The sequence below is a fragment of the Streptomyces calvus genome (assembly GCF_006782915.1).
Classification (GTDB): domain Bacteria; phylum Actinomycetota; class Actinomycetes; order Streptomycetales; family Streptomycetaceae; genus Streptomyces; species Streptomyces calvus.
In genome coordinates, this window is record NZ_VCNP01000056.1 from 927575 (window position 1) to 953402 (window position 25828).

The 25828-nt window shown below is 72.6% G+C and carries 23 protein-coding genes; 12 read left to right on the forward strand and 11 right to left on the reverse strand.

Annotated features, from left to right (window positions below; all coding sequences use genetic code 11):
• From FGW31_RS32500 to rhaI, 7 genes are all read right to left on the reverse strand, one after another.
• Positions 1-792, reverse strand: coding sequence for an ABC transporter ATP-binding protein (locus tag FGW31_RS32500; protein ID WP_142197121.1), 792 nt, complete (start codon positions 790-792; stop codon positions 1-3).
• A gap of 126 nt (positions 793-918) precedes the next feature.
• Positions 919-1560 carry a LutC/YkgG family protein gene (locus FGW31_RS32505; RefSeq protein WP_142197122.1) on the reverse strand — a complete coding sequence of 214 codons (642 nt, stop codon included), beginning with the start codon at positions 1558-1560 and terminating at the stop codon, positions 919-921.
• Entirely contained in the window at positions 1557-3035 is a 1479-nt protein-coding gene (locus FGW31_RS32510) for a LutB/LldF family L-lactate oxidation iron-sulfur protein (RefSeq protein ID WP_142197123.1), read from the reverse strand. The genes FGW31_RS32505 and FGW31_RS32510 overlap by 4 nt, the downstream gene beginning before the upstream one ends.
• Complete coding sequence (locus FGW31_RS32515) at positions 3032-3787, reverse strand: (Fe-S)-binding protein (RefSeq protein WP_142197124.1); 756 nt, start codon at positions 3785-3787, stop codon at positions 3032-3034. Before FGW31_RS32515 ends, FGW31_RS32510 begins: the two co-directional genes overlap by 4 nt.
• 124 nt (positions 3788-3911) lie before the next feature.
• Positions 3912-5360, reverse strand: coding sequence for a rhamnulokinase (locus FGW31_RS32520; RefSeq protein ID WP_142197125.1), 1449 nt, complete (start codon positions 5358-5360; stop codon positions 3912-3914).
• Entirely contained in the window at positions 5357-7396 is a 2040-nt protein-coding gene (locus FGW31_RS32525) for a bifunctional aldolase/short-chain dehydrogenase (protein ID WP_142197126.1), read from the reverse strand. Before FGW31_RS32525 ends, FGW31_RS32520 begins: the two co-directional genes overlap by 4 nt.
• 108 nt (positions 7397-7504) lie before the next feature.
• Entirely contained in the window at positions 7505-8665 is a 1161-nt protein-coding gene (gene rhaI / locus FGW31_RS32530) for an L-rhamnose isomerase (protein WP_142197127.1), read from the reverse strand.
• 260 nt (positions 8666-8925) lie between these two features.
• On the opposite strand from rhaI, the gene FGW31_RS32535 reads away from it, so the two are divergent.
• The 10 genes from FGW31_RS32535 to FGW31_RS32580 all read left to right on the forward strand — a co-directional run bounded on the left by FGW31_RS32535 (position 8926) and on the right by FGW31_RS32580 (position 19612).
• Positions 8926-10443, forward strand: coding sequence for a sugar ABC transporter ATP-binding protein (locus tag FGW31_RS32535; protein ID WP_142197128.1), 1518 nt, complete (start codon positions 8926-8928; stop codon positions 10441-10443).
• Positions 10440-11480, forward strand: a complete 1041-nt coding sequence (locus FGW31_RS32540; protein ID WP_142197129.1) for an ABC transporter permease — start codon at positions 10440-10442, stop codon at positions 11478-11480. Before FGW31_RS32535 ends, FGW31_RS32540 begins: the two co-directional genes overlap by 4 nt.
• Entirely contained in the window at positions 11473-12486 is a 1014-nt protein-coding gene (locus tag FGW31_RS32545; RefSeq protein WP_142197130.1) for an ABC transporter permease, read from the forward strand. Before FGW31_RS32540 ends, FGW31_RS32545 begins: the two co-directional genes overlap by 8 nt.
• Positions 12487-12514: 28 nt before the next feature.
• A complete protein-coding gene (gene rhaS / locus FGW31_RS32550) occupies positions 12515-13594 on the forward strand; it encodes a rhamnose ABC transporter substrate-binding protein (RefSeq protein WP_142197131.1) in 1080 nt (359 codons plus the stop codon).
• Between the two features lie 31 nt (positions 13595-13625).
• Entirely contained in the window at positions 13626-13946 is a 321-nt protein-coding gene (locus tag FGW31_RS32555; RefSeq protein WP_142197132.1) for an L-rhamnose mutarotase, read from the forward strand.
• A gap of 13 nt (positions 13947-13959) precedes the next feature.
• Entirely contained in the window at positions 13960-15384 is a 1425-nt protein-coding gene (locus FGW31_RS32560) for a BNR repeat-containing protein (RefSeq protein WP_142197133.1), read from the forward strand.
• Positions 15385-15464: 80 nt separating this feature from the next.
• Positions 15465-16490 carry a LacI family DNA-binding transcriptional regulator gene (locus FGW31_RS32565; protein ID WP_142197134.1) on the forward strand — a complete coding sequence of 342 codons (1026 nt, stop codon included), beginning with the start codon at positions 15465-15467 and terminating at the stop codon, positions 16488-16490.
• A gap of 100 nt (positions 16491-16590) precedes the next feature.
• The gene (locus FGW31_RS32570) at positions 16591-17892 is read left to right on the forward strand and encodes an alpha/beta fold hydrolase (protein ID WP_142197135.1); all 1302 of its coding nucleotides are present in this window, start codon (positions 16591-16593) and stop codon (positions 17890-17892) included.
• Positions 17893-17972: 80 nt separating this feature from the next.
• Positions 17973-18716, forward strand: a complete 744-nt coding sequence (locus tag FGW31_RS32575; RefSeq protein ID WP_142197136.1) for a PIG-L deacetylase family protein — start codon at positions 17973-17975, stop codon at positions 18714-18716.
• Between the two features lie 5 nt (positions 18717-18721).
• Positions 18722-19612 (forward strand): sigma-70 family RNA polymerase sigma factor, encoded by an 891-nt coding sequence (locus FGW31_RS32580; RefSeq protein WP_373303415.1) that lies wholly within the window; start codon positions 18722-18724, stop codon positions 19610-19612.
• Positions 19613-19652: 40 nt separating this feature from the next.
• Here the strand turns inward: FGW31_RS32580 and FGW31_RS32585 are convergent, their stop codons facing one another.
• Entirely contained in the window at positions 19653-21152 is a 1500-nt protein-coding gene (locus tag FGW31_RS32585; protein ID WP_142197138.1) for a cytochrome P450, read from the reverse strand.
• A 109-nt stretch (positions 21153-21261) separates the two neighbouring features.
• Here FGW31_RS32585 and FGW31_RS32590 point away from each other — a divergent pair, with 109 nt between their 5' ends.
• Positions 21262-21870 carry a TetR/AcrR family transcriptional regulator gene (locus FGW31_RS32590; protein ID WP_142197139.1) on the forward strand — a complete coding sequence of 203 codons (609 nt, stop codon included), beginning with the start codon at positions 21262-21264 and terminating at the stop codon, positions 21868-21870.
• Positions 21871-21957: 87 nt separating this feature from the next.
• Positions 21958-22686: a DUF2470 domain-containing protein gene (locus FGW31_RS32595; protein ID WP_142197140.1), complete on the forward strand. Its 729-nt coding sequence runs from the start codon at positions 21958-21960 to the stop codon at positions 22684-22686.
• On the opposite strand, the gene FGW31_RS32600 is transcribed toward FGW31_RS32595, so the two are convergent.
• The 3 genes from FGW31_RS32600 to FGW31_RS32610 form a co-directional block, all read right to left on the reverse strand.
• On the reverse strand, positions 22654-23850 hold the full coding sequence (locus FGW31_RS32600) for a lactonase family protein (RefSeq protein WP_142197141.1): 1197 nt from the start codon (positions 23848-23850) through the stop codon (positions 22654-22656). The genes FGW31_RS32595 and FGW31_RS32600 overlap by 33 nt on opposite strands.
• Before the next feature lie 123 nt (positions 23851-23973).
• The gene (locus FGW31_RS32605; protein ID WP_142197142.1) at positions 23974-25209 is read right to left on the reverse strand and encodes an aromatic acid exporter family protein; all 1236 of its coding nucleotides are present in this window, start codon (positions 25207-25209) and stop codon (positions 23974-23976) included.
• Positions 25210-25306: 97 nt separating this feature from the next.
• A complete protein-coding gene (locus FGW31_RS32610; protein ID WP_142197143.1) occupies positions 25307-25795 on the reverse strand; it encodes an FBP domain-containing protein in 489 nt (162 codons plus the stop codon).
• Between the last annotated feature and the right edge of the window lie 33 nt (positions 25796-25828).

The window sequence follows — 25828 nt, forward strand, 5'->3', positions numbered from 1 at the left end:
TCACACCCCCGCCGTCACGTCGTCGCCCAGGTGGGCCAGCCGCTCGGCCACCGCGTCCGCCGTGGGCGCCTGGAGCCGGCCCGCGAGCCGGCCGTCCGCGAGGAACAGCACGCTGTCGGCGTAGGAGGCGGCGACCGGATCGTGCGTCACCATCACCACGGTCCGCCCGTGCACCCGCACCGCCTGCCGGAGCAGCGTCAGGACCTCCCGCGCGCTGCGCGTGTCCAGGGCACCGGTCGGCTCGTCCGCGAAGATCACCCGCGGTTCGGTGACCAGCGCACGGGCGATCGCCACCCGCTGCCGCTGACCGCCGGACAACTGCTCGGGCCGGTGCCCGAGCCGGTCGCCCAGCCCGACGGCGGTCAGGATCTCCCGGGTCCGGCCGCGGTCCACGCGCCGGCCCGCCAGCTTCAGCGGCAGCACCGTGTTCTGCGCGACCGTCAGCGTCTCCAGCAGGTTGTACTGCTGGAAGACGAACCCGATCCGCCCGCGCCGGAACCTCGTCAGCTCCGCCTCACTGCCGCCGGTCAGCTCCCTCCCGTCGACCCGCACGATCCCGCTGTCCGGCCGGTCCAGACCCGCCGCGCACTGCAGCAGCGTCGACTTGCCCGAGCCCGACGGCCCCATCACGGCGGTGAACGTGCCCCGCGCCAGGCCGAGCGTCCCCCCGTCCAGGGCCGTCACGGCGCCGTCCCCGGTGCCGTACGTCTTGGTGACCTTCACCAGCCGCAGTGCCTCGGGGGCGGGCCCCGTGTCGTGGTCGCCGCGTGCCCCGCTGCGCACCATGGTCATCCCCTCCGTCCGGCACACCCTGTGCCATGCGGACGACGCTACGGAGCGGACGGCCGCGGCACACGGGGCGCAGAACCCGTATCGGGGGTGTACTCACCGACACCCCCGACGGGGCCCGGGCGCGGGTCAGCCGACCAGCACGACCTCCAGCGTGCGCGGACCGTGCACGCCCTCCACCCGGTCCAGTTCGATGTCGCTGGTCGCCGAGGGACCCGAGATCCAGGTGAGCGGGCGGGCCGGATCCAGGCGCCGCAGCGCCTTCGGGACCGAGGAGACGACCTGGTCGGGGACGCGGACGACACAGATGTGGTGGTCGGGGACGAGGGTGATGCGGCGCCGGCCCTGGTCGGGGGAGCCGTCCAGCACGATCGTGCCCGTCTCGGCGACGGCCACCGCGCACGCCGTCACCACACTGTCGACCCGGTCCAGCTCCGCCGGGGTGCTCTCGGCCCGGTCCGCCACCAGGGTCACCTCGGCCGCCGCGAGCCACTCCTCGTCCAGTCCGGGCGGCACCAGCACCGTCGACGCGCCGCGCGCCGCGAGCAGCCCGGCGATCACTCCCGGCAGCCCGTCGGCGTCGGTGCGGTGCACGACCGCCCGGTAGTCGGCCAGGTTCTCCGCGAGCAGGTCCACCGTCCCGTCCACGGTGCGCTCCCCGTGCTCCGGCAGATAGTCCCGCACGACCGCCCGCTCGTAGGGGGTGTCGTCCCGCGGTACGTCGGCCAGGGCGCGCCGCACCCGGCCCAGGATCCGTTCCCTGCCGCTCACTCGGCACCGCCCTTCGCGTTCTGCGTCCGCTGCCACCAGTCCCGGAACGGCTCCGCCGGCACCGGCGGCAGATCCCGGGTCCCGCTCCACGCCCGGCCGGGGCCCGGCAGGGTGCGCGGATGGATGCGGCGGGTGCGCGAGGCGAGGCGCTGCCCGGTGCGCAGCACACCGGGCCGGCTGAACGCCCAGCGCGCGGCGCGCATCGCGGCCCGCTCCGCGGCGTGGCCCTTGGCGGGCTGCAGCACCACCTTGTTGCCGGCCCGCGTCACCGGGCCGCCCTCCACCACCCGCTCCCGCAGGTGCACCAGCACCTCGGGGATGTCGATGGCGACCGGGCACACCTCGTAGCAGGCCCCGCACAGTGACGACGCGTACGGCAGGGACGCGTCGATCTCGCTGGCGGTGCCGCGCAGTTGGGGGCTGAGGATGGCGCCGATGGGGCCCGGGTAGACCGAGCCGTAGGCGTGGCCGCCGGCCCGCTCGTACACCGGGCACACGTTCAGGCAGGCCGAGCAGCGGATGCAGCGCAGGGCCTGGCGGCCCACCTCGTCGGCGAGGGTGTCGGTACGGCCGTTGTCCAGCAGCACCAGGTGGAAGTGGCGGGGTCCGTCCTCGTCCGTCGTGCCGGTCCAGGTGCTCGTGTACGGGTTCATCCGCTCGGCGGTCGAGGAGCGGGGCAGGGTCTGCAGGAACACCTCCAGGTCCTGCCAGGTCGGCACGATCTTCTCGATGCCGACGACCGAGATCAGCGTCTCGGGCAGCGTCAGGCACATCCGTCCGTTGCCCTCGGACTCGACCACCACCAGCGTCCCGGTCTCGGCGACCATGAAGTTGGCGCCGGAGACGCCGACCTTGGCGCGCAGGAACTTCTCCCGCAGGTGCAGCCGTGCCGCCTCGGCGAGTTCGGCCGGCGTGTCCGTCAGACCGTCAGGCGCGGGACGGCCCCACTCGCTCATCTCCCGCGCGAAGATCTCCCGGATCTCCCCGCGGTTGCGGTGGATCGCCGGCACCAGGATGTGCGAGGGCCGGTCCTTGCCCAACTGCACGATCAGCTCGGCGAGATCGGTCTCGTAGGCACGGATGCCCTCCGCCTCCAGCGCCTCGTTGAGCCCGATCTCCTGCGTGGCCATCGACTTGACCTTGACGACCTCCGACTCGCCGGTCTCCTTGACCAGATCGGCCACGATCCGGTTGGCCTCGTCGGCGTCGGCGGCCCAGTGCACGGTGCCGCCCGCCGCCGTCACCGACTCCTCCAACTGCACCAGGTACCGGTCGAGGTGACGGAGCGTGTGGTCCTTGATCCGCTTGCCCGCCTCCCGCAGCTCCGCCCAGTCGGCCAGTTCCGCGACCGCCTTGGCGCGCTTGCCCCGGATGGTGTGCGTGGCGTGCCGCAGGTTGCCGCGCAGGGTCCGGTCGTGCACGGCCTCGTGCGCGGCCTTCGGAAAGGCCGGCATTCCCACGAACGTTCCGCTCATACGGCCGGTTCCTCCTTGGTGCTCGCCAGGATCTCCGCGATGTGCACCGGCCGCATGCCGGTCCGCAGCCTGGTCATCGTCCCGCCGAGGTGCATCAGACACGAGTTGTCCGCCGCGCACAGCACCTCGGCACCCGTCGACTCGGCGTTGCGCACCTTGTCGGCGCCCATCGCCGCCGAGACGTCGGCGTTCTTCAGGGCGAAGGTGCCGCCGAAGCCGCAGCACTCCTCCGCGCCCGGCAGCTCCACCAGCTCCAGCCCCTTCACCGCCCGCAGCAGCCGTGTCGGCCGCTCGCCCAGGCCCAGTCCGCGCAGCCCGTGGCAGGTCGGGTGGTAGGTCACCGTGTGCGGGTAGTACGCCCCGACGTCCGTCACCCCGAGCACGTCCACCAGGAACTCCGTGAGCTCGTACGTCTTCGGCACCACCGGTGCCAGCGTCGCCGCGAGCGTGTCGCCGCGTCCCTCCGCGCGGGCCCGCTCACCCATCCGGGGATACAGCTCCCGCACCATCGCCCCGCACGACCCGGACGGCGTGACGATCGCCTCGTAGTCGCCGAAGACTTCGGCAAAGTGCCGGGCCAGCGGCTCCGCCTCGTGCCGGTAGCCGGTGTTGTAGTGCGCCTGGCCGCAACAGGTCTGCGCCATCGGGAAGTCGACCTCGACGCCCAGCCTGGTCAGCAGCTTCACCACGGCGCGCCCGGTGTCCGGATAGAGCGTGTCGTTGACACAGGTCAGGAACAGTGCGACACGCATCGCGGCTCCTTGTGAATCGATCATCGGGTGAGGGGCAGGGTAGTGCGGGACCGGGTGCCCGGGGGAGACCCCGTGCCGGGGCGTGGCGGCCCCCTGCGGGCGGCCCGGTCGTGGCCGGGGCCGGTCAGGTCCCGGCGAGGCGGGCCTGCGCCGCCCGCCACCGCTGCGTCCCGCCGCGCGGCTCGTACCGCGTCAGCGGCTGGGTGCGCGCGAGCAGCCGCCGCATCCCCGGAAGGTCGCCGACCAGCCCGTGCGCCCGGGCCTGCACCAGCACGTTGCCCAGCGCCGCCGCCTCCGTCGGCCCGGCCACCACCGGGAGCCCGCAGGCGTCGGCGGTCAGCTGGCACAGCAGCGCGTTGCGGGTGCCGCCGCCCACGATGTGCACGACGTCGACGCCCTGCCCGGCCAGCCGCTGCGCGTCCTGGACCGCCTTGCGGTGGGCCAGCGCCAGCGAGTCGAGGATGCAGCGGGTGACCTCGGCGGGCGAGTCCGGCACCGGCTGGCCCGAGGCCCGGCAGGCGTCGGCGATCCGCTCCGGCATCCGTCCCGGAGCGAGGAACGCCGCGTCCCCCGCGTCCACCACCGACCGCAGGGCCGGCACCTCGGCCGCCTCGGCCAGCAGCGCGCCCAGATCCGGCTCGCCCCAGGCCCGCAGGCACTCCTGGAGGAGCCACAGGCCCATGATGTTGCGCAGATAGCGGACCGTGCCGTCCAGGCCCAGTTCGTTGGTGAAGTTGGCGGCCCGGCTCTCCTCGGTCAGCACCGGCGCGTCCAGCTCCAGACCGGCCAGCGACCAGGTGCCGGTGCAGATGTAGGCGAACCGCTCGCCGTCGGCGGGCACCGCGGCCACCGCGGACGCGGTGTCGTGCGACCCGACCGCGGTCACCGGCACCGGGCCGGCCAGTCCCGTCTCCTCCAGCACCTCGGGCCGCAGCAGACCCGCCGGGTCGCCGGGCCGCCGCAGCGGCGCGAACAGGGCGAGGTCGATGCCCAGCCGCTTGGCGACCCCGTGCGCCCAGTCCCGCGTGCGCGGGTCGATCAGCTGGGTGGTCGAGGCGTTGGTCAGTTCCGTGCCCTGCTCACCGGTGAGCCAGTACGCCAGCAGGTCGGGAATCATCAACAGCCGCCGCGCCGACCGCAGTTGGGCCGTGTCGCGGGCCGCGGTCAGCTGGTACAGCGTGTTGAACGGCGCGTACTGCAGACCGGTCGCCGCGTACAGCTCGTCCGCGGGCACGCTCGCCCACACCTTCTCCGCGACGCCCTCCGTGCGGCTGTCCCGGTAGTGCACCGGATTGCCCAGCAGCGCCCCGTCCGCGTCCAGCAGCCCGTAGTCCACGGCCCAGCTGTCGATGCCCACCGAGTCCACCGGGCCGGCCGCCCGCAGCCCCTGCAGCACACCGGCGTACAGCCCGAGGACGTCCCAGCGCAGCCCCTCCGGCACGCGCACCGGCCGGTTGGGGAAGCGGTGGACCTCCGACACCTCGAGGCTGCCGGGGCCGACGCGGCCGACCATGACGCGCCCGCTGGACGCGCCGAGGTCGACCGCGGCGTACGACTGCACGGCGGCGCTCATCGCAGGAACGCGGCGGCGACGCCGGCGTCGACCGGGACGTGCAGTCCGGTGGTGTGGGTGAGGTCGCCGCCGGTCAGCGCGAACACGGCGTTCGCCACGTGCTCGGGCAGCACCTCCCGCTTGAGCAGGGTGCGCTGCGCGTAGAACTCGCCGAGCTTCTCCTCCGGCACCCCGTACACGGCGGCACGCTTGGCGCCCCAGCCGCCCGCGAAGATCCCGGAACCGCGCACCACGCCGTCCGGGTTGACGCCGTTGACGCGGATGCCGTGCTCGCCCAGCTCGGCCGCCAACAGCCGCACCTGGTGGGCCTGGTCGGCCTTGGTCGCCGAGTAGGCGATGTTGTTCGGGCCGGCGAACACGGCGTTCTTGGAGGCGATGTAGACGATGTCGCCGCCCAGCCCCTGCGCGATCATCACCCGGGCCGCCTCGCGGGAGACGAGGAACGAACCGCGGGCCATGATGTCGTGCTGGAGGTCCCAGTCCTTCGCGGACGTCTCCAGGAGCGGCTTGGAGATGGAGATCCCGGCGTTGTTCACCACCAGGTCCACCCCGCCGAACGCCAGCGCCGCCGCCCGGAACGCCCCGGCGATCTGCTCCTCACGGGTGACGTCCACGGTCACCGCGACCGCCTTGTCGGGCCCGCCGAACTCCTCGGCGACCTGCGCGGCGTTCTCCCCGTTCAGGTCGGCCACCATGACGCAGGCGCCCTCGGCGACCAGCCGGTGCGCGATCGCCTTCCCGATGCCGCTGCCGGCGCCGGTCACCAGTGCCACCCGGGTGGCGAGCGGCTTCGGCTTCGGCATCCGCTGGAGCTTGGCCTCCTCCAGCGCCCAGTACTCGATGCGGAACTTCTCCGACTCCTCGATCGGCGCGTACGTGGAGACCGCCTCGGCGCCGCGCATCACGTTGATCGCGTTGAGGTAGAACTCGCCGGCCACGCGCGCGGTCTGCTTGTCCTTGCCGAAGCTGAACATGCCCACGCCCGGCACCAGCACGATCGCCGGGTCGGCGCCGCGCATCGCGGGGGAGTCGGGCTCGGCGTGCCGCCGGTAGTAGGCGGCGTACTCCTCGCGGTAGGCGGTGTGCAGTTCCTTCAGCCGGGCGACCGCCTCGTCCAGCGGGGCGGCCGGCGGCAGGTCGAGGACGAGCGGGCGGACCTTGGTGCGCAGGAAGTGGTCCGGGCAGGAGGTGCCCAGCGCGGCAAGCCGCGGGTGCTCGGCGCGGGCCAGGAAGTCCAGCACGGCGTCGGAGTCGTCGAAGTGCCCGACCTGCGGCCGGTCCTGCGAGGCGACGGCCCGCACGTACGGTGCCAGGGCGGCGGCGCGCTCCCGGCGTTCGTCCTCGGGCAGCGCGGCGTAGCCGTCGATCACCGGCCCGAAGGGCTCCGGCCGGCCCCGCTCGGCGAGGAACCGCTCGGCGGTGCGGATGATGTGCAGCGAGTTGCGCTCGCACTCCTCGGAGGTGTCACCCCACGCGGTGATGCCGTGCCCGCCGAGCACACAGCCGACGGCCTGCGGGTTGGCCTCCTTCACGGCGGCGATGTCCAGCCCCAGCTGGAACCCGGGCCGCCGCCAGGGCACCCACACCACGGTGTCGCCGAAGCACTCGGCGGTCAGCTTCTCGCCGTCGGCGGCGCAGGCGAGCGCGATACCGGAGTCGGGGTGCAGGTGGTCCACGTGCGGGGCGTCGACCAGGCCGTGCATGGCGGTGTCGATGGAGGGCGCGGCGCCGCCCTTGCCGTGCAGGCAGTAGTCGAAAGCGGCGACCATCTCGTCCTCGCGCTCGACACCCGGGTAGACGTCCTTCAGGGCCCGCAGCCGGTCCAGCCGCAGCACGGCCAGCCCCGCCTCGGTGAGCGTCCCGAGGTCCCCGCCGGACCCCTTGACCCACATCAGGTCCACGTCGCCGCCGGTGACGGGATCGGTCTCGGTGCCCTTGGCGGAGGCGTTGCCGCCGGCGTAGTTGGTGTTGCGGGGATCGGCGCCGAGCCGGTGCGAACGGGCGAGCAGAGCGGCGGCTTCGGGATGGGTTGCCATGAACTTCTGTTCCTTCTCGAGAGAGGTCGAGGACACAAGGGCGCGGGGAACGGCGCGGCCGGCCACAGGCGGCCGCCGGCCCGCAACGATCAAGTAACGGGCGGACGCTCACGCCCCCCAGCCGGCCTGCTCCCCGCCGACCCGCTCGGCCACGATCCTCTCGGCCCACCCGGACCGCCGGTAGGCGGCGACGGGGTCGGGGTCCAGCCCCATCTCCTCCCGCACCTCACGCAGCAGCGGACGCACGTCCGTGTTGTACGCGTCCATCAGCACGGCGTTGGCCCCGAGCACGTCCCCCGCGGCCTGCGCCTCGGCCAGCGCCGCCCGGTCGACCAGCAGCGCCTTGGCCGTCGCCTCCTGGACGTTCATCACGGAACGGATGATCGCCGGGATCTTCGCCTCGATGTTGTGGCACTGGTCCAGCATGAACGCGACCTCGGGCGTGAACCCGCCGCCGCGGACCACCTCGTACATGATCCGGAACAGCTGGAACGGGTCGGCGGCGCCCACCATCAGGTCGTCGTCGGCGTAGAACCGCGAGTTGAAGTCGAACCCGCCGAGCTTGTCCTCCCGCAGCAGGGTCGCGACGATGAACTCGATGTTGGTGCCCGGCGCGTGGTGGCCGGTGTCGACCACGACCTGCGCCTTCTCGCCCAGCTTCAGGCAGTGCGCGTACGCCGTGCCCCAGTCCGGCACGTCGGTCGTGTAGAACGCCGGCTCGAACAGCTTGTACTCCAGCAGCATCCGCTGTCCTTCGCCGAGCCGCTCGTACACCTCGGCGAGCCCTTCGGCGAGCCGGTCCTGCCGGGCCCGGATGTCGTCCTGCCCGGGATAGTTCGTCCCGTCGGCGAACCACAGCTTGAGGTCCGTGGAGCCGGTCGCGTCCATGATGTCGACGCACTCCAGCAGGTGGTCGACGGCCTTCCGGCGCACGGCGGCGTCCGGGTGGCAGATGCTGCCGAGCCGGTAGTCGTCGTCCTGGAAGGTGTTGGAGTTGATCGCGCCGAGCCGCACGCCGCGGTCCTCGGCGTGCTTCGCCAGTGCCGCGTAGTCGGCGACCTTGTCCCACGGGATGTGCAGCGCCACGGTCGGCGCGACCGCGGTGAACTCGTGCACCTTGGCGGCGTCGTCCAGCTTCTCCTGCGGGGTGCGCGGAACGCCCTGCTGCGCGAACACCTTGAAACGGGTCCCCGAGTTCCCGTACGCCCACGACGGCGTCTCGACGGCCTGTGTCTTGAGAGCGGCTTTCACCGCGGCGAGCTCGGTCACGTCAGGGCTCCTGTGACATCGGGTCGTAACGACCACGGAGTGAAACGATTCAGAAGGGGAAGCTATGGGCCCCCCGGAGGGGTGTCAACCCCTGCGACCAAGACCGGCCTTCGTGTCCGGCGCGTGACCTGAAGCTGTCGAAAGTTTTTCGGCCGGGACCCATTGACGTGACATGCGACGCGCGCCTAACGTCCCGGCAACCCAGTTGAAACCTTTCATGACGTCGCGAGACAAGCCCCCGGCGTCGTCGAGGAGCCCTCATGACCCACCCGTCCGACACGGGTCCGGCCCCGGTCCTCGCGCTGAAGGACGTCTCCAAGTCCTTCGGCGCGGTCCGCGCCCTGCGGGACGTCTCCCTGGAGCTCTTCCCCGGGGAGGTGCACGCCCTCGCCGGCGAGAACGGAGCCGGCAAGTCGACCCTCATCAAGACGCTCGCCGGAGTGCACCGGCCGGACGCCGGCCAGGTGCTGCTCGACGGCGCGTCCGTGGTCTTCCACGGGCCCGGTGACGCCCGCGACGCCGGCATCGCCGTGATCTACCAGGAGCCCACGCTCTTTCCCGACCTGTCGATCGCCGAGAACATCTACATGGGCCGGCAGCCCCGGCGCGCCCTCGGCCGCATCGACCACAAGGCGGTGCACGCCGCGACCGCGGCCCTGATGCGGCGCCTCGGCGTCGAACTCGACCCGGACCGCCCGGCCCGCGGCCTGTCCATCGCCGACCAGCAGATCGTGGAGATCGCCAAGGCGCTCTCCTTCGACGCCCGCGTCCTGATCATGGACGAGCCGACCGCCGCCCTCACCGGCAGCGAGGTCGCCCGCCTCTTCGGCGTCGTGCGCACCCTGCGCGAACAGGGCGCCGCGGTGCTGTTCATCTCCCACCGCCTGGAGGAGATCTTCGAGATCTGCCAGAAGGTCACCACCCTGCGGGACGGCGCCTGGATCGCCAGCGAGCCGCTGGAGGGCATGACCGAGGACGACCTGGTGCGCCGCATGGTCGGCCGCGACCTGGAGGAGCTCTACCCCAAGCAGGACGTGACCCCCGGCGAGGTCGCCCTCAGCGTGCGCCGGCTGACCCGTGAGGGCGTCTTCACCGACGTCTCCTTCGACGTGCGGCGCGGCGAGATCGTCGGCCTGGCCGGACTGGTCGGCGCCGGGCGCACCGAGGTGGCCCGCGCCGTGTTCGGCATCGACCGCTGGGACGCCGGCGAGGTCGAGGTCGACGGACGCGGACTCACCAACGGCGCCCCGTCCACCGCGATGGCCGCGGGCCTCGCCCTGGTCCCCGAGGACCGCCGCGCCCAGGGCCTGGTGATGGACATGTCCATCGAGCGCAACATCGGCCTCACCGGACTCCGTACGACCGTGCGGGCCGGCCTGATGGACCGCGGCGCCGAACGCAGCCGCTCCCTCGACTGGGCCGTCAAACTCCAGGTCAAGTACGCCCGGCTCGCCGACACGGTGAACACCCTGTCCGGCGGCAACCAGCAGAAGGTCGTCCTCGCCAAGTGGCTCGCCACCGGGCCGAAGGTGCTGATCGTGGACGAGCCCACGCGCGGCATCGACGTCGGCACCAAGGCGGAGGTGCACCGCCTGCTCTCCCAGCTGGCCGCCGACGGCGTCGCCGTCCTGATGATCTCCTCCGACCTGCCCGAGGTCCTCGGCATGGCCGACCGCGTGCTGGTGATGCACGAGGGCCGGATCACCGCCGAGATCTCCCGTTCCGACGCCACCGAGGAATCCGTGATGGCCGCAGCCACGGGGAGGGCCGCCGCATGACGGTCGCCGCTCCCGAGAAAGCCCCCGTCGGCGAGGTGCCCGAGGCCGGTGCCACCCGGCTGGTGGACCGCGTCTTCAGGATGCGCGAACTCGCCATCCTGCTCGTCTTCCTGGCGATGATCGCCGTCACGCAGGCCGGCAACAGCGAGTTCCTGTCCGAACAGGGCATCAAGGACCTGCTGCTCAACGCGACGATCCTGGTCCTGGTCGCCACCGGACAGTCCCTGGTCGTCATCACCCGCAACGTCGACCTGTCCGTCGGCTCGACCCTCGGCATCAGCGCCTTCGCCGCCGGCACCTACCTCCAGGACGGCGGGAACGCGGTCGTCGCCGTCGCGCTGGCCGTCCTGCTCGGCATCGCCTTCGGCCTGCTCAACGGCCTGCTCGTCAGCCTCGGCCAGGTGCCCGCCCTCGTGGTCACCCTCGGCACCCTGTACATCATCCGCGGCATCGACTCCATCTGGGTCGGCTCCCGCCAGATCACCGCGGCCGACCTGCCCGGCGGATTCGTCGACTTCGGCTCCGGCGGCATCTCCGCGGTGCCGTACCTGGCGCTCATCGCCCTCGCGGTGCTCGTGGCCACGGCGTACTACCTCAAGCACTTCGGCAGCGGCCGCGAGCTGTACGCGCTCGGCTCCAACCCGGAGGCCGCCCGGCTCGCCGGCATCCCCGTGCGCAAGCGGATCCTCGCCGCCTACACCTTCTGCGGCGCCCTGGCCGGCCTCGCCGGCGCCCTGTACCTGGCCCGGTTCGGCAACGTCGACTCCGGCACCGGCAACGGCTACGAACTCACCGTCGTCAGCGCCGTCGTGGTCGGCGGCGTCGTCTTCACCGGCGGATCCGGCAGCGTCTACGGCGCGGCCCTCGGCGCGCTCCTGCTCACTTCCGTCAACAGCGTCCTGCCCGCCCTCGGCGTCAGCTCCGTGTGGGTGCTCGCCATCAACGGCATCCTGCTCATCCTCGCCATCGCCGTCGACCGGATCGTCGCGCTGCGCGTGGCCTCCGCCCTGAAGAAGAGGAACGCCCGCCATGCCTGAGTCCCTGACGCGCGCCGTCCGCTGGGACACGGTTGTCGGCGCCCTGCTCGTCGTCGTCCTGCTGCTGTCGTTCGCCACGGTCGACGGCTTCGGCAACGCGCTCAACCTGTCCTTCCTGATCGGCAACACCCTGCCGATCGCCCTGATCGCGCTGCCCATGACGCTGCTGGTGGTCTCCGGCGAGATCGACCTGTCCGTGGCCTCCACGGCAGGCCTGTCCGGCGCGGTGATGGGCGCCCTGTGGAACCAGGGCATGGCCATCGAGACGATCATCCCGATCTGCCTCGTCATCGGCGTCGTCTGCGGACTGATCAACGGCCTGCTGGTGACCCGGCTCGGCCTGCCGTCCCTCGCCGTCACCATCGGCACCCTCGCCGCCTACCGCGGCATCGCGCAGATCGTGCTCGGCTCCGACGCGGTGACCGACTTCCCCGCCCCGTACCTGGACTTCGCCGCCGGACGCATCGGCGACACGTTCGTCCCGTACGCCTTCCTGCCGTTCCTGGTGCTGCTCGCGATCGCCGTGGTCGCGCTGCACGCCACTCCGTTCGGGCGGGCGCTGTTCGCCATCGGCGCCAGCGAGGAGGCCGCCCGCTTCGCCGGCATCCGCGTCAAGCGGCAGAAGCTGATCCTGTTCACCCTGACCGGCCTGATGGCCTCCCTCACCGGCGTCTTCTGGGCCCTGCACTACGCCAGCGCCCGCTACGACAACGCCACCGGCCTGGAACTGTCCGTCGTCGCGGCCGTCCTGCTCGGCGGCATCGACTTCGACGGCGGCAAGGGCACCCTCGGCGGCGCGATCGCCGGAGTGTTCCTGCTCGGCGCGCTGCAGAACGTGATGAGCCTGAAGGACGTCTCCGCGCAGTCGCAGATCGTCGTCACCGGAGTGCTGCTGGTGCTGTCCGTCCTCGGCCCCCGCGTGGCACGGCAGATCGCCGTCGCCCGGGCCGGACGCCGGGCGGCCGCCTCACCACCCGCCGCCAAGACGCCCACCCCGACCTCCTGAATCCCTCTCCTCCGTTAAGGAACCCGCCATGCGCACCTCGCTCCGCCGCACCTGCGCGGCCCTCGCCGCCGTCACCTCGCTCGCCCTGGCCGCCACCGCCTGCGGCGGCACCACCAAGGAGGACGTGAAGAACGAGGGCGGCGCCGCGGCCTCGGCCGGCAAGGCCGACCCGAACGCGGCCACCAAGAAGGGCCTGACCGTCGGCTTCCTGCCGAAGCAGGTCAACAACCCCTACTTCACCACCGCCGACAAGGGCGGCGAGAAGGCCGTGAAGGAACTGGGCTCCACCTACAAGGAGGTCGGCCCGTCCAGCGCCACCGACACCGCCGGACAGGTCTCCTACGTCAACACCCTCACCCAGCAGCAGGTCGACGCCATGGCCGTGTCCGCGCAGGACCCCGGCGCCCTGTGCACCGCGCTCAAGCAGGCCATGAAGAACGACATCAAGGTCGTCACCTACGACTCCGACACCACTCCCGACTGCCGCAACGCCTTCGTCTCGCAGGCCAGCGGCGAGGACCTCGGCCGCACCGAGGTGCAGCTGCTCGCCGAACAGATCGACTACAAGGGCGAGATCGCGATCCTGTCCGCCGCGCAGACCGCGACCAACCAGAACGCCTGGATCGAGTTCATGAAGGACGAACTCGACAAGCCCGAGTACAAGGACATGAAGCTGGTCGAGGTCGCCTACGGCAACGACGACGCCCAGCAGTCCTTCCAGCAGACCCAGGGCCTGCTCCAGGAGTACCCGAACCTGAAGGGGATCATCTCCCCGACCACCGTCGGCATCAAGGCCGCCGCCCAGTACCTGTCCGGCTCCAAGTACAAGGGCAAGGTCAAGCTGACCGGCCTCGGCACCCCCAACGACATGCGCAAGTACGTCAAGAACGGCACCGTCGAGGCGTTCGAGCTCTGGGACCCGGCCAAGCTCGGCGAACTGGCGGCCCGCACCGCGATCGCCCTCGCCTCCGGGCAGATCACCGGCAAGGAGGGCGAGACCTTCACGGCCGGCGCGATGGGCGAGTACACCATCGGCAAGGACGGCGTGATCAACCTGGGCAAGCCCACCGTCTTCAACGCCGAGAACATCGACCAGTTCAACTTCTGATCCCGTCCGACCGGTTGAGGAGCGGTACTTCATGCAACGCGTCTGTTTCCTGCTCAAGGTCCGTCAGGACCGGATCGCCGAGTACCGCGAACGCCATGCCGCCGTGTGGCCCGAGATGCGCGAGGCGCTCTCGGCCACCGGCTGGCACAACTACTCGCTCTTCCTGCGCGACGACGGCCTGCTCGTCGGCTACCTGGAGACCGAGGACTTCGAGGCCGCCAAGGCGGGCATGGAGGCCACCGACGTCAACGCCCGCTGGCAGGCCGAGATGGCACCCTTCTTCGAAGCCCTCGACGGCTCCCGCCCCGACGAGGCGATGAAACCGCTGACCGAGGTCTTCCACCTCGCCTGACCCGGAGCCCGAGATGAGACGACGCACTCTGCTGGCCGGGGCACTCCTCGGCACCACCGCGGCACCCGCCCTCGCCTCCGGCACCGCCCGGGCCGCCGCCCCCGGACCGTCGGTCACCCGCACCGGCCGCACCACCCTCGACAGCCGGGCGATCTACTTCGTGTCCTACGACGGCCTGGTCAACAACAACTCCTTCCAGAAGAACGGCCTGCTGACCCACAAGGGCCACCAGTACGCGGCCTGGTACACCGCCGACCGGGACGCCGTCGTCGCCCGCCGCGCCCTCGGCGACACCACCTGGCAGACCGTGCGCGTCGGCCACACCCTGCGCTACGACGACTCCCACAACGTCATCTCCCTGGGCGTCTCCCGCACCGACGGCCGGCTCCACCTCCACATGGACTCCCACAGCGACGGCTTCACCTACGTCAAGTCCGTCGCCGGACTCCTGGACGACCCGGCCGGCACCAGCTGGACCCCGAACCGCTTCGGCGCCCCGCAGTCCACCCTCGACGGCCTCGCCCTCACCCCGCAGTTCACCTACCCGCAGTTCGTCGCCACCCCCGAGGGCCGGCTCCAGCTCAGCTACCGGGCCGGCGTCTCCGGCAACGGCCGCAACGCGCTCGCCGAGTACGACGGCACCCGCTGGACGGCACTGGGGGAGTGGAGCGCCTCCACCGGCACCTACACCAGCGAGCACGGCTCCTCCACCGCCCGCAACATGTACCTGCACGGCATCGACTACGACCGGAACGGGCGCCTGCACTCCTTCTTCACCTGGCGCGAGCAGAACGCCGCCGTGATGTGCAGCGGCGGCGGCATCACCAACCACGACACCGGCTACGTGTACTCCGACGACCGCGGCCGCACCTGGCGCAACGACGCGGGCACCGTCGTCGGCCGGACCGGGGGAGCCGACCGGGTGTCCGTCACCGACCCCGGACTGGTCGTCGACCCGCTGAACCCGGACCACTCCCTGATGAACCAGGAGAGCCAGTTCACCGACTCGGCCGGCCGGCCGCACGCGATCATCTCCTACGTCCCCGGCCGCTTCGGCCAGTGCACCACGGACTACGTCGCCGACCGCACCGCCCACGGGCGCGCCTTCCACGTCCGCCGGAGTGCCGCCGGCACCTGGCGGAAGACGGAGATCCCCGTCCCGCTGAACTCCAGCCAGCGCACCAAGCTGGTCCTGGACCGCCACGACAACGCCTACGCAATCCTCCCCTACGGCCGGATCGCGGGCGCCTCCGCGGCCTCGGACCACACCGACTGGACGCTGCTGTACGACGGCGCCGGTCTGAACGCCTTCGGCGAGGTGGTCGTCGACGAGACGCGCATCGCCCAGGACGGCGTGCTGTCGGTGATGTACCAGGAGAGATCCAGCGGTACGACACCCTCGCCCCTGCACGTCGTCGACTTCCGGCTGCCCGCCTGAGCATGACCGTCCGGGTGGCGGCGGGCCGGTAATGTGATGGCCCGCCGCCCACCCCCCGTCTCACTGGAGGTCCCCGCCCGATGGCCCAGTCGGTGGGTATCAAGGACGTCGCCCGCGTCGCCGGAGTCTCCGTCGGCACGGTCTCCAACGTGATCAACCGCCCGGACACGGTCGCCGCCGAGACCCGGGCGCGGGTGCTGTCCGCCATAGACCGGCTCGGCTACGTCCGCAGCGAGTCGGCGCGGCAGCTGCGCGCGGGCCGCAGCCGCATCATGGGCCTGCTCGTGCTGGACATGGGCAACCCCTTCTTCGTGGACGTGGCGCGCGGCGCCGAGCGCGCCGCCCGGGAGGCCGGGCTCGGCGTCATGGTCTGCAACAGCGCCCAGAACCCGGGCGAGGAGGCCGAGTACCTCTCGCTCTTCGCCGAACAGCGGGTGCGGGGCGTGCTGCTCACCCCGGCCGACGCCACCGGCCGCAACATCGAGGCGTTCCGCCGGCACGGCATCCCGTTCGTGCTGGTCGACCGGGTCGCCGAGGGCACCACCGAGTGCTCGGTCTCCGTGGACGACGTGGCCGGCGGCGCGCTGGCGGTGCGCCACCTCGTCGACGCCGGGCACCGCTCCATCGCGTACGTCAGCGGCCCGCCCGGACTGAACCAGGTCAGGGACCGCCGCACCGGCGCCCTGAACGCCCTCGCGGAGGCCGGGCTGGGCCCCGACCGCCTGCGGGAGCTGCCCACCGAGCGGCTCGACGTGGCCGCCGGACGCGACGCGGGCGCCCGTCTGCTCGGGCTCGCCGACCGCCCCACCGCCGTGTTCTGCGCCAACGACCTCCTCGCCCTCGGCGTGCTCCAGGCGATGTACGCGGCCGGCGTCGGCGTCCCCGACGACCTCGCGATCGTCGGCTACGACGACATCGAGTTCGCCGCCGCCGCGGCCGTGCCGCTCACCTCGGTGCGGCAGCCCGCCGTCACCATGGGGGCCATGGCGGCGGAGCTGCTGCTGGAGGAGATCGAGAACGAGAGCACGGCGAAGCCGCACGACCACCGCCGGGTCGTCCTGCGCCCCGAACTGGTGGTGCGGCGCTCCAGCCTCTCCGCCCGCTGACCGGCGACGGCGAGAATGTCATGATCCCGACCTCGTTGGCCGGACGAACATGTGCTGAACTGGGTCACAGCCCGACAATCCGTTCGCCTCAGGAGCCCCGTTGACCGTCAGCTACCGCCAGCCCGGACTGGTCCTCACCGACCGCCGGTTCACCGTGCCCCTCGATCACGACGACCCGTCCGGGGAGACGATCGAGCTGTACGCGCGTGAGGTCGTCGCCCGTGACAAGGCCGGGCAGGACCTGCCCTGGCTGCTCTACCTCCAGGGCGGCCCCGGCTTCGGAGCGAACCGTTTCATCGGCAAGCAGGCCTGGCTCGGCCGCGCGGTGCAGGACTACCGCGTCCTCCTGCTCGACCAGCGCGGAACCGGCGCCTCCACCCCTGCGAACCGGCAGACCCTGCCGCTGCGCGGCGGACCGGCGGAACAGGCCGACCACCTCACCCGCTTCCGCGCCGACTCGATCGTCCGGGACTGCGAGGCCATCCGGCCCGAGGTGACCGGCGGCGCCCCGTGGACCGTGCTCGGCCAGAGCTTCGGCGGCTTCTGCACCGTCGCCTACCTGTCCACCGCGCCCGAGGGCCTGGACACCGCCCTCGTCACCGGCGGACTGCCCTCCCTGGACGCCCACGCCGACGACGTCTACCGGGCCGCCTACCCGCGCATCGAACGCAAGGTCGCCGCGCACTACGCCCGCTACCCGCAGGACGTCGAGCGCGCCCGCCGCATCGCCGACCACCTCCTCACCCACGACGTGGTCCTGCCGAACGGCTACCGGTTCACCGTCGAGGCGTTCCAGTCCCTCGGCATCATGCTCGGCGGCAGCGAGGGCAGCCACCGGCTGCACCACCTCCTGGAGGACGCCTTCGTCCGCACGCCGGGCGGCCCCGAACTGTCCGACGCCTTCCAGGAGCAGGCCCAGAGCCTGCTGTCGTACGCCGGCCACCCCCTGTACGCGCTCCTCCACGAGGCGATCTACGCCCAGGACGCCCGGCCCACCGCCTGGTCCGCCGAGCGCGTGCGCGCCGAGTTCCCCCGGTTCGACGCGGCCAAGACCCTCGCCGGCGACGAACCGCTGCTGTTCACCGGAGAAACGATCCACCCGTGGATGTTCGACTGCGACCCCGCGCTGCGCCCGCTGCGCGAGACCGCCGAACTCCTCGCCGCCCGCACCGACTGGACGCCCCTGTACGACCCGGCGCGCCTCGCGGTCAACGACGTCCCGGTCGCGGCCGCCGTCTACCACGACGACATGTACGTCGACACCGCCCACTCCCTCGCGACGGCACGCGCGATCCGCGGCCTGCGCACCTGGGTCACCGACGAGTTCGAGCACGACGGCGTCCGGGCCGGCGGCCCCCGCGTCCTGGACCGGCTGCTCGCCCTGGCCCGCGACGACGCGTGACCACGTCCGCCCCGCCGCGCTCCGGCCCGGCGGTGACGATCTCCCGGTGCGATGTCGGTGCTCCGGGTTAGTCTGCGGGCATGACCGAGCCGACGACCCGTCACCTCGCGCCCATGCCCGACGACTGGCAGCGCGCCCTGGCCGTGGTCGCCCACCCGGACGACCTCGAGTACGGCTGCTCGGCCGCCGTCGCGGCCTGGACCGACGCCGGACGCGAGGTGGTCTACGTGCTGGCGACCCGCGGCGAGGCGGGCATCGACACCCTGGAACCGGCGACGTGCGGCCCGCTGCGGGAGCGGGAGCAGCGGGCGAGCGCGGCCGTGGTCGGGGTGTCGCAGGTCGACTTCCTCGACCACCGTGACGGCGTCGTCGAGTACGGCCCCGCACTGCGCCGGGACATCGCCGCAGCCGTCCGCCGGTACCGGCCGGAACTGGTGATCACCCTCAACCACCGCGACACCTGGGGCGGCACCTACTGGAACACCCCGGACCACGTGGCCGTCGGGCGGGCCACGCTCGACGCGGCCGGTGACGCCGGCAACCGCTGGATCTTCCCGGAGCTGACCGAGCGCGGACTGCAACCCTGGGACGGCGTCCGCTGGGTGGCCGTCGCGGGCTCCAGCAGCCCCACGCACGCCGTCGACGCGACGGACGGCATGGAGCGGGCGGTGCGCTCCCTGCTCGAACACCGCTCCTACATCGAGGCGTTGACCGACGAGGACCCGGAGACCTACGCGCGCGGCTTCCTCACGCGGACCGCCGAGGAGACGGGACAGCGGTTCGGGGGCCGGCCCGCGGTCGCCTTCGAGCTGTTCCCCCGGTGAGCCCCGTGGACGTCGACAAGGAACTGCTGGCGCGGCGCTTCGAGGAGCACCGCCCGCACCTCAGGGCGGTCGCCTACCGCATGCTCGGCTCCCTGACCGAGGCGGAGGACGCCGTCCAGGAGGCCTGGCTGCGGCTGGGCCGCACCGGCACCGACGGCATCGACAACCTCGGCGGCTGGCTGACCACCGTGACCGGCCGGATCTGTCTGGACCTGCTGCGCTCGCGGACCGCGCGCCGCGAGCAGCCGATGGACGAGACGTTCGTCCCCGACCCGGTGCTCAGGCCCCTGTCGCAGGTGGACCCCGAGCAGGAGGCGCTGCACGCCGACTCGGTGGGCGTCGCGCTGCTGGTGGTGCTGGAGCATCTGGAGCCCGACGAGCGGCTGGCGTTCGTGCTGCACGACATGTTCGCCGTGCCGTTCGACGACATCGCCGCGGTGGTGGAGCGCAGCACCGCCGCGACCCGCCAGCTGGCCAGCCGGGCCCGCCGCCGGGTACGGGACCGGACACCGTCGTCCGATCCGGACCCGGGGCGGCAGCGCAAGGCGCTCGACGCCTTCAGGGCCGCCGCGCGCGGCGGTGACTTCGAGGCGCTGGTGGCCGTGCTCCACCCCGATGTGGTGCTGCGCGCCGACGCGGGCGCGCTGGTGCGGGGCCTGGCGGCGTCCAAGACGCTGCAGGGAGCCCGGGCGGTGGCCGAGTCGGCGCTCATGTTCGCCCGCTACACCGCGGCGGCCCGGACGGTGGTGGTCAACGACTCGCTGGGCCTGCTCAGCGTGGTGGACGGCCGGGTGCAGTCGGTCATGTCCGTCACCGTCGTCGACGGCCGCATCACCGGCATGTACATCCTGGCCGACCCGGACCGGCTGGCCCGGCTGGAGATACCGCAGGACTGACGCCGGCCCCGTGAGCGCCGGCGCCGCGCGGCGGCAGGCCTCAGCAGGACGCGGGGTCCGCGGGCTCCGCTCGGAGGGACGGTGCGCCGGGTGGCGTCGGTGTCCGGCGCTCCGGCCGCAGCCGCAGCCCTTCCGGCATCAGCGTGAGCCGTTCGGTCACGCGCAGCCGGTAGCCGGGGTCGGGCCGCAGTGCGTAGCGGCGCAGCAGCAGGCCCAGCACCAGCGTGGCCTCGTGCAGCGCGAACTGCCGTCCGATGCAGGCCCGCGCCCCCGTCCCGAACGGTTTGAAGGTGTGCGGCGGCCGGGAGCGCACCGCGCGGGCGTCGAAGCGGTCCGGGTCGAACCGCTCGGCGTCCGCGCCCCACACCGCGGGGTCCCGGTGCAGCATCGGCGTCAGCACCAGCGTCCAGGCACCGCGCCGCATCGGGTGCTCTCCGGCGAGCACCGTGTCCTCGCGGGCCTCCCGGGCGAAGGCGGGCGCGGTCGGCCACAGCCGCAGCGACTCGTCGAGGACCCGGCGGACGTACCGCAGTTTGGCGACCTGCTCGTAGCCGGGGGCCGCCGTGCCGTCCCACACGCGGTCCACCTCGGCGCGGGCGCGGGCGGCGACCTCGGGGTGCTGGGCGAGGTAGTGCAGCGCGAAGGAGAGCGCGCCCGAGGTGGTCTCGTGACCGGCCACCAGGAAAGTGATGACCTGACGGCGGACGTTCTCCGGCGACAGCCGTTCCCCGGTGTCGGGGTGGGCGGTCTCCAGCATCCGGTCCAGCAGGTCCCCGTCGCCGCCGCCCTCGGCGCGCCGGCTGCGGACCACCTCGTCGACGATGCGGTTGAGGTGGGCGATGTCGGCGGCGTTGCGGCGGCTCGCCCGGCGCAGCAGCAGCGGGGTCAGCGGAGCGGGCACGCTGTTCAGCCGCTGGGCGTAGGTGAGCGTGCCGACCATCGCCGTGACGAAGGGGTGCGGGCGCGGCCGTTCGAACGACCCGAAGTCGTGCCCGAACCCGGTCCGCGCGATCGTCTCCAGCGTCAGCTTGGTCATGTCGCCGGGCACGTCCACGGTCCGGCCCGCGGCCGCCGCACGGTCCCAGTGCTCGGTGAGCCGCTCCGCCACGGCCAGCATCATCGAGTGGTAGCCGGCCATCGCCTCCCGGCTGAACCCGGGGGCCAGCACGTCGTGCGCGAGCTGCCAGTTCGGCTCGTGGTTGTACGCCGTGAACAGTCCGTCCCCGGCGACCGGCCGCAGATTGGCCACGCCCAGCCCCACGTGCTTGGCGAACCGTGACTCGTCGGCCAGGTCGGCCACCAGCCCGGCGCCCCACGTGAACACGAACTCCTTGCCGAACGCGTTGCGCCGGAAGATCGGTCCCAGGGTGCGGGCGTACTTCAGCGAGTCCTGCAGGGGCGTGCGCCTGCTCGCGCCGAGCACGTCCCCGAGCAGCGGCAGGCGGTACGGCGGGTGGGGGATGCGGTCGAGTTCCGGCCAGCCCAGCTCCGCGCTGCGGAAACCCTTCGGCTGTCCGGAACCGGTCGTCGTCTCCGCCATGACGCGATCTCCTTCGACCCGGCGAGCGAGTGCGGCGTGTTGTACGCGAGTTCAATAACGCGGCTCAGTGTGGTCCGGTTGTTGAACCGGCGTCAAGTAAAGTGCGGGGATGGCCGTGAACCAGGGCGGGCGCACGCGCCGCCGGCTCAGCACCGAGGAGCGCCGCGAGCAGCTTCTGTCGGTGGGCGCGCGGCTGTTCTCGGAGAATCCGTACGACGACGTGTGGATCGAGCAGGTCGCAGAGATCGCCGGAGTGTCGCGCGGACTGCTCTACCACTACTTCCCGACCAAACGGGACTTCTTCGCGGCCGTCGTGGAGCGCGAGAGCGAGCGGATGCTGCGCATGACCGCGGCGGTCCCCGGGGTCCCGGTCCGTGAGCAGCTCACGGCCGGTCTCGACGCGTACCTGGAGTACGTCGAGGCGCACGCGCACGGCTACCGCGCCTTCCACCGCGCGGACGCGGCGGGGGACCAGGCGGTGCGCCGGGTCTATCAGCGGGCCCTGGCGGCGCAGGAGCGGCAGATCCTGGCCGCGCTCGCCGCGGACCCCGAGTTCGGTCCGCAGGTCGGGACGCGGCCGGACACCCGTCTCGCGGTGCGGGGCTGGCTGGCCTTCACCACCGCGGTCTGCCTGGAGTGGCTGCGCGGCCCGGAGCTGGGGCGCGAGCAGGTGCGCGACCTGTGCGCACGCGCCCTGCTGGGCGTCCTCACGCCCTGAAAGGTCTCGTCAGGATCACGCCACCCGGTTGGCGCACACCCGGATCTTCGATAGGTTAGGCAAGGCTTACCTAAGAGGAGGTTCGGGATGGGTGACGACACGCACGGCTGGACGGCCGCGCCCGGCGCGGCGGAGCGGGCCCGCTCGATGCTCGCCACCGCGTGGTCCTGCGCGGTGACCGCGGAGGGAAGCCGCGAGGAGTTCGTCGGCGCCCACAGCGTGACCGACGACGGACGGGTGCTGCTTCAGGTGCCCGAGGACAGCCCCCTGCTCGTCACCGCGATCTGCGCGCCGCGCGGGGAGCCGTCCGCCGTGCTGGAGTTCGCCGACGTCGCGCCCGTCCCGGTGCGCAGCCGGATCCGCGCCCGGCTGTGGCTCGCCGGCTGGTTCTCCGTGCGGGAGGGTCACCTCGCCTTCCAGCCGACCCGCGTGGTGCTGCGGCAGCCGTCCGGAGCCGTCGTGGTGGACCTCGACGACTTCGCCGCTGCCGCGCCCGACCCGCTCGCCGGCGCCGAGGCCCGGCTGCTGACCCACCTCGCCGACTGCCACGCCGACGCCGTCGAACGGCTGACCCGCCTGGTCGACGTCGGCAGCCTGCACGGCGCGGTCCGGGTCCGGCCGCTCGCCGTGGACCGGCACGGACTGACCCTGCGCATCGAACGCGTCCGCGCGGGCGGCGACGTACGGCTGCCGTTCCACGCGCCAGCGGACGACGTCGGCCAGCTCACCGAGCGCATGCACGTCCTGCTCTCCCAGGCGACCGCCGCCTCCTGCCCGCGGTCGCTACAGCGGCAGCGCGCAGACGGCGACCGGTGAGGCGAACGACTCGCCCGCCGACCGCAGTTCACCGCTGTCACCGTCCACGCGGAACACGCTGACCGTGCCCGACCGCTGGTTCGCCGCGAACAGCAGCGCGCCGTCGGGCGAGAAGGCGATGTGGCGCGGGAAGTCGCCGCCGACGGGCACGGTGTCCAGCAGCCGCAGCCGGGCGCCGTCCGCCTCGACCGCGTACCGGGTCAGGCTGTTGTGGCCGCGGTTGGCGAGATACGCGTACCGGCCGTCGCCCGTGACGAGGAGCTGGGCCGGGTAACTGGTGCCCGCACCCGTTCCCGTGGGCTGCGGCTCGCCGATCCGCAGCCGCCCGGAGTCCGGTTCGTACGCGCACACCGTGACGGTGTTGTCGAGTTCGTTGGCGAGATAGGCGTACGCGCCACCGGGATGGAAGGTGAGGTGGCGCGGTCCGGCGCCGGGCCGGGCGCTCGCCCGCGCCGCCTCGGTGAGGGTGCCGGCCTGCGGGTCGAGCCGGTAGCTGTAGACCGTGTCCGTGCCCAGGTCGACGGCGAGGACATGGCCGCCGTCCGGGCTGGTGACGAACTGGTGCGCGTGCGGCCCCTGTTGGCCCGGACCCGGCGGCGGACTGGAGTGCGTGACCAGTGCGGTGCGCTCGCCGAGCGCGCCCGAGGCGTCGATCGGGTGCACCGCGACCGTGCCCGAGCCGTAGTCGGCGCTGAGCAGATGACGTCCGTCCGGGTGCACCGACAGATGGCAGGGGCTCGAGCCGCCCGTGCTCCGGCTGCCCAGGACCTTCCGGTCGGAGAGCCGGACGGCGGTCACGGCGCCTTCCTCGCGCTCGTTCACCGCGTACAGCGTCCGGCCGTCCGGGTGCACGGCCAGATACGACGGATCGGCGACGCCGGTGAGTGTCCCGGTGCCGGTGATCCGCCCCGTGGCCGGGTCGTACGTGGCCAGTCCGATGCCCTCGCCGCCGCCGTCCACCGAGGTGTAGGTGCCCAGGTACAGCGGGCGCGGACCGGCGGGACGGCCGCGCTCGCCCTGCGGGCTCGTGCCCGCGCCCGGGGCCCGTGAGGACGGTGACTCCTCCGGCGGTGCGTCGGCCGCGCACGCCGGGAGCGCCACTCCGGCGGCCGTCCCCGCGGCGGCACCCACGAAACGGCGCCTGCTCCAGTCACCTGTGTTCATCCACGCATCCCAAGGTCGTTGTCGTCCCCGCCGCCACGCCACCTTGGCGCCGATCACCCCCGGCGCGCAAGCATGCCCGGGAACACGGGCGGACTACCGGCCACCGTCCCGGGGCCGCCCGCGTCACCGGGAACGGTGCGGTGCCTCACGGCGCTTGCGCCGCAGCCGCTCCCACAGCCTGCCGATCCTCGGCAGCCGCTCGCGCTGCTCACGGGGGTGCGCGTCCAGCTCCTCCAGCAGCCGGCGCGAACGGTGCTCGGTGTCCATCTCGTCCAGGATGCGGTTGACCTCGGTCAGCACCGCGCCGTGCAGCTGCCACTGCCGGGCGTCCCGCTGCACCCCTTCCAGCAGCAGCTGCGCCAGCTTGTCGCGGGTTGTGGCCGCCTGCCGCAGCTCCGCGGCGAGACGTTCCTCCGCCGACTCCGCGCTCGTCGACACACTCGTCGTCACCAGCACCGCGAAGCTCACCACCGCGTCGGCGATCTCCGACAGCAACTGCTCCAGCGCGGCGCCCGCCTCCGGTTCGAACAGCGGTTCCGACTCGCGCTCCTTGGCGAGGTCGGTCAGCGTGCGCGCCAGCACTCTGAGCACGACCGTGCAGATCTCCAGGGTGTCCAGGCCGGTGCGCAGCACCACCCGGTGCAGCAGGCCCTCGCGGACCCGCGGATTGAGCCGCAGGCTGTCCTCCGCCTGCCGGAGCGCCGCGTCCACCTCGACGATGTCGTGGTCCAGACGGCGGGCCTCGTGCAGCCGGGCCGCCGCGTGGTGCACGGGCGTGCGGACCGCGGCCTGCTCACCGATCCGCAGCATCAACTGGCGCACCCGGCGCGCCATTCCCTCGATCGACTCGCCGGCCTCCTCCACCCACACGGGCGGCGCCAGCAGCAGATTGAAGCCGAGTCCCACGACCGCGCCGATCAGCGTCTCCAGGATCCGCGCCCAGGCCGTGTCCCCGACGGTGGTCACCCCGAGCACCAGCATCGCGCTGATCGCCACCTCGGGCACGAACTCGTGCACCCGCACGACATGCCCCACGACCAGGGAGGCCAGGATCAGCAGTCCCAGACTCCACCAGGTCAGGCCCACCAGGAGGCTGAAGGCGATGGCGACGACCACCCCGGCCACCACCGAGTTCACCCGGCGCACGCCCGTGGTGAGCGTGGAGTACAGGGTGACCTGCACGACGAGCAGGGCGGTCAGCGGCGCGGTGAGCGGGGCGGCCTCGGGACTCAGCCGCAGGGCGATGACGTAGGCGACCGTCGCCGCGGCCGCCGACCGAACGGTCTGCACGGCCACCGGGTCCCGGCGACGCTTGACGAACTGCACGGCCGGGGCCGTCCACTCACGTACCTCTCGCATCCTCGGACGGTTCCCCTTCACCCGGTGCATCGAACGTTTCCGGAGGCGACGCTAGTCGGCCGGGGGACAAACCGGGACGTACGGGGCCCGGGGGCGGTCAGAGCTTGTCGAGGAAGGCGAACAGGTTGCCGCGGGTGCGGTCGATCTGCTCCTCCAGGGTGAGGCTCTCCTCGAAGCGGGCGCCGGTCTCCGGGACCTTGCGGCCGCGCAGGTAGAGGGAGCAGGCCAGGTCGGTGCACATGTAGGCGCCCACCGAGTTGCCCTCCCGGCCGGCCGCGCCCGACCTGCGGGCGGTCATCAGCGAGACGCCGCCGCGCGGATGGGTCGTCAGGCACAGCGTGCACATGCTGCGGTGCAGGAAGCCGCGCCGGCCGGGCTGGAAGCGCATGGCCACCCCGACGAGGCGGTCCCCGCGCTCGGTGACGAGATAGCTGCGATCCGGTGCGCCCGGATCGCGCCAGCCCAGGAAGTCGAGGTCGTCCCAGGGGCGTTCGTCCAGGTCGCGCGGGACGGCGAGCCGCTTGGCCTCACCCTTCGAGCAGTTGATGAACGACGTGCGGATGTCCTGCTCGGTGAGCGGTTTCATGGGGTGTCTCCTGCCGTGGTGCGGCAAACCTAG

Bases quoted from the DNA above. Each gene is read 5' to 3' on its own strand.
- FGW31_RS32500 (WP_142197121.1), bottom strand. From the start codon at position 792: ATGACCATGGTGCGCAGCGGGGCACGCGGCGACCACGACACGGGGCCC.
- FGW31_RS32510 (WP_142197123.1), bottom strand. From the start codon at position 3,035: ATGAGCGGAACGTTCGTGGGAATGCCGGCCTTTCCGAAGGCCGCGCAC.
- FGW31_RS32515 (WP_142197124.1), bottom strand. From the start codon at position 3,787: ATGCGTGTCGCACTGTTCCTGACCTGTGTCAACGACACGCTCTATCCG.
- FGW31_RS32520 (WP_142197125.1), bottom strand. From the start codon at position 5,360: ATGAGCGCCGCCGTGCAGTCGTACGCCGCGGTCGACCTCGGCGCGTCC.
- FGW31_RS32525 (WP_142197126.1), bottom strand. From the start codon at position 7,396: ATGGCAACCCATCCCGAAGCCGCCGCTCTGCTCGCCCGTTCGCACCGG.
- FGW31_RS32535 (WP_142197128.1), top strand. From the start codon at position 8,926: ATGACCCACCCGTCCGACACGGGTCCGGCCCCGGTCCTCGCGCTGAAG.
- FGW31_RS32540 (WP_142197129.1), top strand. From the start codon at position 10,440: ATGACGGTCGCCGCTCCCGAGAAAGCCCCCGTCGGCGAGGTGCCCGAG.
- FGW31_RS32545 (WP_142197130.1), top strand. From the start codon at position 11,473: ATGCCTGAGTCCCTGACGCGCGCCGTCCGCTGGGACACGGTTGTCGGC.
- rhaS (WP_142197131.1), top strand. From the start codon at position 12,515: ATGCGCACCTCGCTCCGCCGCACCTGCGCGGCCCTCGCCGCCGTCACC.
- FGW31_RS32555 (WP_142197132.1), top strand. From the start codon at position 13,626: ATGCAACGCGTCTGTTTCCTGCTCAAGGTCCGTCAGGACCGGATCGCC.
- FGW31_RS32560 (WP_142197133.1), top strand. From the start codon at position 13,960: ATGAGACGACGCACTCTGCTGGCCGGGGCACTCCTCGGCACCACCGCG.
- FGW31_RS32565 (WP_142197134.1), top strand. From the start codon at position 15,465: ATGGCCCAGTCGGTGGGTATCAAGGACGTCGCCCGCGTCGCCGGAGTC.
- FGW31_RS32575 (WP_142197136.1), top strand. From the start codon at position 17,973: ATGACCGAGCCGACGACCCGTCACCTCGCGCCCATGCCCGACGACTGG.
- FGW31_RS32585 (WP_142197138.1), bottom strand. From the start codon at position 21,152: ATGGCGGAGACGACGACCGGTTCCGGACAGCCGAAGGGTTTCCGCAGC.
- FGW31_RS32590 (WP_142197139.1), top strand. From the start codon at position 21,262: ATGGCCGTGAACCAGGGCGGGCGCACGCGCCGCCGGCTCAGCACCGAG.
- FGW31_RS32595 (WP_142197140.1), top strand. From the start codon at position 21,958: ATGGGTGACGACACGCACGGCTGGACGGCCGCGCCCGGCGCGGCGGAG.
- FGW31_RS32600 (WP_142197141.1), bottom strand. From the start codon at position 23,850: ATGAACACAGGTGACTGGAGCAGGCGCCGTTTCGTGGGTGCCGCCGCG.
- FGW31_RS32605 (WP_142197142.1), bottom strand. From the start codon at position 25,209: ATGCGAGAGGTACGTGAGTGGACGGCCCCGGCCGTGCAGTTCGTCAAG.
- FGW31_RS32610 (WP_142197143.1), bottom strand. From the start codon at position 25,795: ATGAAACCGCTCACCGAGCAGGACATCCGCACGTCGTTCATCAACTGC.